The organism is Rhodanobacter thiooxydans LCS2, from assembly GCF_000264375.1.
Classification (GTDB): Bacteria; Pseudomonadota; Gammaproteobacteria; order Xanthomonadales; family Rhodanobacteraceae; genus Rhodanobacter; species Rhodanobacter thiooxydans.
Genome location: NZ_AJXW01000071.1, coordinates 1 through 6,198, shown reverse-complemented (window position 1 = coordinate 6,198; position 6,198 = coordinate 1). Strand labels below are relative to the sequence as shown.

The following is a 6,198-nucleotide window of genomic DNA, read 5'->3' as shown; positions in this document are numbered from 1 at the left end:
TGTGAAGAAAACCACTTCCTGTGGTTTTCTTCAGTCGCGAGTCCGGTACACGCCCGGACTCGCTCACATGAAACAGTCACTTGCGTGACTGTTTCATGCCCGGCCCTCGGGCAACCGCTCCTGCGTTGCCTCAACTCGGGCATCGGGCAACTGCTCCTGCGTTGCCTCAACTCGGGCATCCATGCCCTCGCCATGCCCTCGCCCTGGCCGGCCTGAGAGGTTGAAAAAATCACAACCTCTCAATGGCAGGCCGGGTTTGCTGCGTCCGCCATGGCGAAGAAGGTGATGGTGGCCGGCGCCAGCGCGGCGCGACCGGCCGCTTCCGATGCGCCCTGCAGTGAAGGCAGCGCGTCGTCGGCCGCCAGTGCCAGCGTGTGGCCGTTCAGTTGAACCTGGCTGTCTTCGAGTTTCGTCGCGCCCAGCGTGTACCGCCGGGCCGGCAACGGCAGCTCGATCGATGCGGGCTGGGCGCGGCTGTTGTTGATCGCCAGCACGGTCACGCCGCCGGGATGTCCGGGCAGGCATTGCGCGTACAGGTGCAGGCCGGGATGCGACGGGCCGGCGTCGAGCACGGTGCTGCCCATCAGCCGGTGCCACAGCAGGGCCGCCCAGTAGTTGGGCCGGGGCGTGAACGTGTTCCCCTCCAGCAGGCCGTATTCGCTGGACGCCAGCGTGTTGTGGAACACCACACTGACGCCGCGCCGGGCCAGCCGCCCGAGCTGGTCGAGGTAGCGGAAGCTGTCCAGGAACGTCGCGGCCCAGGGGTTGCCGCCGCAGGCCGCGTCGGCGGTCTCGGTGATCCATACCGGCTTGCCCGGTGCGTAGCGGTCGCGCAGGCCTTTCACGTAGAAGTCGTAGCTGGTGTCGGTGCGCGCCAGCCACGCCTCGGACAGCGCATCGGCGGCGGCGGTCTGCGCGCCGGCGCCCATCGATGCGCAGCGGATCGAGGCGGCGCCGTAGAAGTGGTACGAGAACACGTCGAACGTCGGCTTCGGCGTGGCAGCGAGCATGTCCGCGGTCCTGACCAGGCCGGCGGCCAGTCCGCCGCCGCCCATCGTGGGCATCAGCACGCCCTCGCCGACCGAGCCGGGACCGACGATCTGCATGTCGGGCGCAGCCTGGTGCGCGAATGCGCGGAACACCGCGAAATCGCGCGCATAGTCCTGTGCGGTATAGCCCTTCGGCGCGCCGCCGTAGACCGGCATGTCCGGCTCGTTGAAGAACTCCGCTGCCGCGATGTCGCCGCCGGTCGCCTTGGTATAGGCCACGAACTTCCGTGCCTGTTTGGACGTCCAGACGCCGTTCTGGTCACGCACGCCGGCGCCGATCGCGAAGGAGGTGACCAGGCGGGCGTCCACTGCCTGCGCGAAGTCGATCACGCCCTTCCACTGCGCGCGGCTGAGCACACCCTGGAATCCTTCCGGCACCTTGGCCGGCGCGGGGCCATCGGCGTCGTGGAAGTACACCGTATTGGCCCAGGTGCCGCTGGTGCGCATGTACGCCGGCCCGAGCGCCGCGGCGAGCTTGCGCAGGCGCGGGCTGGCCAGGTCGATCGGCGCGCGCGCCTGGAACATCGTCGGGTCCTGCCCGGCCACCCCGGCCGCCGCCTCGCCCGCCGTCGCCTTGGCCTTCATCGCCGCGATGCTCGCCGCGGTGTACGGCTTCCAGAAGTTGCCGCCGACCACCTCGGCCATCTCGACGTTGTACGACTGGTAGCGCGCGTCGACCGTCGCGATCGCCGGCAGCGAGGCCGGCGCCAGCGCCGGTGTTGATGGCGCGGCCGCGCCCGTGGTTGCCGCTAGCGCGGCGAGGAAGGCAGCGCCGGCGAATCCGATCAGCCTGTTCGTGGTCATGTGCCGAGCCTCGTGAGTGGACGTTCCGCCAGCCGTCGCTATGCATCGGGACATCCACGGCGGTCAATGCCCGCTGGAATCGCCGCGGCGGGTGGTTTCGAACAGGAACCAGGTGCGCCGTTCGGTCTCGTCGATCCATTCCTCGATCAGGCTGGCGGTGGCGATGTCGCGCCGTTCCTCGCACACGCCGTGGGCCTCGCGCAGGCGCGCGGCCAGCGCCTGGTTGTCCTCGCGCAGCTCGGCCAGCATGTCGGTCGGTTCGACGTAGTCGGCGTCGTTGTCGTCGACGCGCTGCAGCCGCACGATGTGGCCGATCGAGCGCAGCGTGCTGCCGCCGATCTTGCGGATGCGTTCGGCGATCGGGTCGGTCATCGCGAACAGCTGGGCGCCCTGTTCATCCAGCAGCAGGTGGTAGTCGCGGAAATTCGGCCCGCTCATGTGCCAGTGGAAGTTCTTCGTCTTCAGGTACAGCGCGAACACGTCGGCGAGGATCGCGTTCATCGCGCCGCTCACGTCGCGGGTGGCGCGGGCGTCGAGATCGGTGGGGGTGGCCAGCGGCGCGTGCTGCAGGCGTTGCGGGGAGGCCTTGTTGCTGCCGGATTTCTTCATGGGGGGGTCCTCTGGTCGGAATGTTCGGGGGTGGTCAGTAGCCCACCGTGAAACGCCGCCGCGAATGCTTCGGTGTTTCCAGTTCGTCGACGAGGGCGATCGCGTAGTCCTCCATCGAGATCCAGCTCTTGCCGCTGGCGTCGGTGAGCAACTGATCGCCGCCCAGGCGGAATGTGCCGGTGCGTTCGCCGGGGTCGAACTCAGCCGATGGCGACAGGAAGGTCCAGTCGAGCTCGCGCTCGCCGCGCAAGGCGTCGAGGAAGCGGCGGGCGCCCTCGGCTTCGGGCCGATAGGCCGGGGGAAAGTCGGGCGTGTCGAGCAGCATGCGGCCCGGCGCCACTTCCAGCGTGGCGGCGCCACCGACCACCAGCAGCCGGGCGACTCCCGCCTGCTTCACCGCGGCGATCAGCGACGCGGCGTCGGTCGTGGCGAACTTCAGTGCGCTGAACACCGCGTCATGGCCGGCCAGCAGCGGCACCAGTTGCGCCGGCTGGTTGGCGTCGCCGCGCTTCAGCACCAGCTGCGGCTGGCTGGCCACCTTGCCGGTGTCGCGGGCGATGCCGGTCACCTGGTGGCCGCGCCGCAGCAGTTCCGTCAGCAGACGCGAGCCGACGCGGCCGCTGACGCCAAGCAAAGCGATCTTCATGGTGGGCTCCCGGTGAGGTGGCAGTCGATCATCATTCTCGGCGGACGCTCACGCCCGCAGTTCGTTGCCCAGTGCGACGCGCCAGATGCCGGTGAAGATCAGCCAGAAGCCGGTCAGCAGGCCGATGAAGGCGAGCGAGCTTTCCGGCCAGCCCAGCAGGATCAGGATCGCCAGCACGATCGACAGCAGGCCGTCGACCAGGACCCAGCCCCAGCGCGGCAGCGGCTTGAGCTGGAACGCCAGGATGCTGCGCGCGACGCCGCCGAGCAGCAGGAAGCCGCCGACCAGCAGGGCCAGCGAGGCCACGCCGACCACCGGCATGACCAGGATCGCGATGCCCAGCGCCAGGGTCAGCAGCCCGGAAAACAGTTTCCAGCCGAAGCCGCGCCGGGCGCGCGTCTTGATCGCGTAGGCGATCTCGAACACGCCGCCGAAAATCAGCAGCCAGCCGAAGTACAGCGCGGTCGCCAGCGCGGCGATGGCTGGCATCAGCAGGGCGAGCACGCCGGCGATGATCAGCAGCAAGCCCCAGGCGATGATCCAGCCGCTGCCGGGAACCGCGTTGCTCTTTGCGTTGTTTTTGATGGCGCTGGTCGTAGCCATGGGCGATGTCTCCGTGACAGGTTGCGGACCGTATGGAGGGACCATACGGAACTAGAACGGATAGCTGCGCGGCGTGTGCTGCACCGAAACCCAGTGCGCCGAGGTGAACTCGTCGATGATCCAGTCGCCGCCGAAACGACCGATGCCGGAGTTCTTTTCGCCGCCGAAGGGGGTATGCGGCTCATCCTCCACCGAGGTGTCGTTCACATGGGTCATGCCTGCTTCGATGCCCTGGGCGAAACGCACGCCGCGCTCCAGGTCACCGCAGAACACCGCGCTGGAAAGCCCGTAGTCGGTGGCGTTGGCCAGCCGCAGCGCGTCGGCCTCGTCCTTCGCGCGCACGATCGGCACGATCGGCCCGAACGATTCGTCGCGGAACAGCGAACTTTCCGGTGAGACGTGGGTGAACACGTGCGGCGGCAACAGCTGCCCGTCCGGCTCGCCGCCCAGCACCTGGGTGGCGCCTTGCTGCTTCGCCAGCGCGATCTTCTCGATCAGGCCGCGCAGCTGGTCGGCGTCGATGATGGGGCCGATCGCGGTGGCGATGTGGTCGGGGTCGCCCACCTTCAGCTTGCGCACGTGGTCCACGAAGCGCTCGACGAAGGTATCGTGCAGCTTGGCATCGACGATGATCCGGTTGATGCTCATGCAGATCTGTCCCTGGTGCAGGAAGCGGCCGAACACGGCGGCGCGTACCGCCTGTTCCACATCGGCGTCGGCCAGCACCACGAACGGACTGTTGCCACCCAGTTCCAGCGCCACGCGCTTCAGATGGGCGCCGCTGGAGGCGATGCGGCCGATGCCCTGGCCCACCGCCGTGGAGCCGGTGAACGAGATCAGCCGCGGTTGCGGATGCGCCACGAAATGGTCGCCGATCTCACTGCCGGCGCCGACCACGACGCCGAGCACGCCGGCGGGCAGGCCCGCTTCTTCGAAGATCTTCGCCGCCAGCAGGCCGCCGGTGACCGGGGTGTCGCTGGCCGGCTTGATCACCACCGCGTTGCCGAGCGCCAGCGCCGGCGCCAGCGAGCGCTGGGTGAGGTGCATCGGGAAGTTCCACGGGCTGATGATGCCGATCACGCCGAGCGGGCGGCGGTAGACCCGGTTCTCCTTGCCGGCAATGTCCGAGGCCAGGATGCGGCCGGCCACGCGGTACGAGAACGAGGCTGCTTCGCGGGTGATGGCGCGCGCGCTGTCCCATTCGATGTTCGCTTTCAGGCGGGTCGAGCCTGCCTCGTGGATCAGCCAGCCGGTGATCTCCTCGCGCCGTTCGTCGAAGATGCGCAACGCGTTATGCAGCACCTGTGCGCGTTCGGCCGGTGCGGTGGCGGCCCAGGCGGGCTGCGCGTCGGCGGCGGCGCGGTAGGCGTCGTCCACATCCTGCGCGGTGGCCAGCGGGATCGTGACCAGGGTCTTGCCGGTGTAGGGGTCGATGTCGGTGTTGTGGCGGGTGGAGCGGCCGGTGCGCCAGGTGCCGGCGATCGGCTGGTGGTCGAAGCCGTCATACGGCTTCGAAGGCGATCTTGGTGTACTCATATCGGCTTCCTGGCATGCATGGTGGCGCGGCAGTAGTTGAGAAACCCGGCGGTCACCGCGCGGCGTCCGCGGCGCGGACAGACGTCCATCCGCGAACCGTGGCGCCCTACCGCCGATCACGCCAGACTAACGCGGCGGATGTCAGCAAGACGTGGATATGAACCGTCCCTTGTGGAGTGCTCCCGATGCCTGAGCGAGATACCCCGGCGACCCGGATACCGACGATCTTCTTCGGGCATGGCAATCCGATGAACGCGCTGCACGACAACGCCTGGACGCGGGGCTGGGCGGCGATCGGCCAGCGCCTGCCGCGGCCGCGAGCGGTGCTGTCGGTGTCGGCGCACTGGTACGTACCCGACACCGCGGTGACCGCGATGGCGGCGCCGCGCACCATCCACGATTTCGGTGGCTTCCCGCGCGAGCTGTTCGAGGTGCAATACCCCGCGCCCGGCGACCTCGAGCTGGTGCGCCGCGTGCGCGAACTGCTGCGCCCGCTCGACGTGCGCGCGGACGTGTCGTGGGGGCTGGACCACGGCACCTGGTCGGTACTGCGCCACGTCTATCCCGATGCCGACGTGCCGGTGGTGCAGCTGTCCATCGACGAGTCGCAGCCGCCGTCGTTCCACTACGGGCTGGGCCGGATGCTGCGGCCGCTGCGCGACGAGGGCATCCTGCTGATCGGCAGCGGCGACGTGGTGCACAACCTGCACAGCTATGCCTGGGGCCGCCATCCAGTCGAGCCGTTCGACTGGGCACAGCGTTTCGAGGCGACCGCGCGCGAGCTGATCGTGCAGGGCGACCACGCGACGCTGACGAACTACGAGGCGCTGGGCCGCGACGCGGAGCTGTCCATCCCTACGCCCGACCACTACCTGCCGCTGCTGTACGTGCTCGGCGCCAGCGACCCGGGCGAGCCGGTGAGCTTTCCGATCGAGGGCATGGACGGCGGCT

6 protein-coding genes are annotated in these 6,198 nt (G+C 68.8%); 1 reads left to right on the top strand and 5 read right to left on the bottom strand.

The genetic code is table 11. From position 1 onward, the window contains the following. Window positions 1–239: 239 nt before the first annotated feature. The 5 genes from UUA_RS14035 to UUA_RS14015 all read right to left on the bottom strand — a co-directional run bounded on the left by UUA_RS14035 (window position 240) and on the right by UUA_RS14015 (window position 5,247). Window positions 240–1,853: a glycosyl hydrolase family 79 N-terminal domain-containing protein gene (locus UUA_RS14035; protein WP_008437983.1), complete on the bottom strand. Its 1,614-nt coding sequence runs from the start codon at window positions 1,851–1,853 to the stop codon at window positions 240–242. Between the two features lie 63 nt (window positions 1,854–1,916). After that, complete coding sequence (locus UUA_RS14030) at window positions 1,917–2,462, bottom strand: Dps family protein (protein WP_008437982.1); 546 nt, start codon at window positions 2,460–2,462, stop codon at window positions 1,917–1,919. 34 nt (window positions 2,463–2,496) lie between these two features. Further along, a complete protein-coding gene (locus tag UUA_RS14025) occupies window positions 2,497–3,108 on the bottom strand; it encodes an NAD(P)-dependent oxidoreductase (RefSeq protein ID WP_008437981.1) in 612 nt (203 codons plus the stop codon). A 48-nt stretch (window positions 3,109–3,156) separates the two neighbouring features. Then, window positions 3,157–3,711 carry an HdeD family acid-resistance protein gene (locus UUA_RS14020; RefSeq protein WP_008437980.1) on the bottom strand — a complete coding sequence of 185 codons (555 nt, stop codon included), beginning with the start codon at window positions 3,709–3,711 and terminating at the stop codon, window positions 3,157–3,159. Window positions 3,712–3,762: 51 nt separating this feature from the next. After that, a complete protein-coding gene (locus UUA_RS14015) occupies window positions 3,763–5,247 on the bottom strand; it encodes an aldehyde dehydrogenase family protein (RefSeq protein WP_008437979.1) in 1,485 nt (494 codons plus the stop codon). A gap of 185 nt (window positions 5,248–5,432) precedes the next feature. Here UUA_RS14015 and ygiD point away from each other — a divergent pair. Beyond that, window positions 5,433–6,198 (top strand): 4,5-DOPA-extradiol-dioxygenase (ygiD, locus tag UUA_RS14010; protein ID WP_039954117.1); only part of this gene is annotated, 766 nt, incomplete at its 3' end.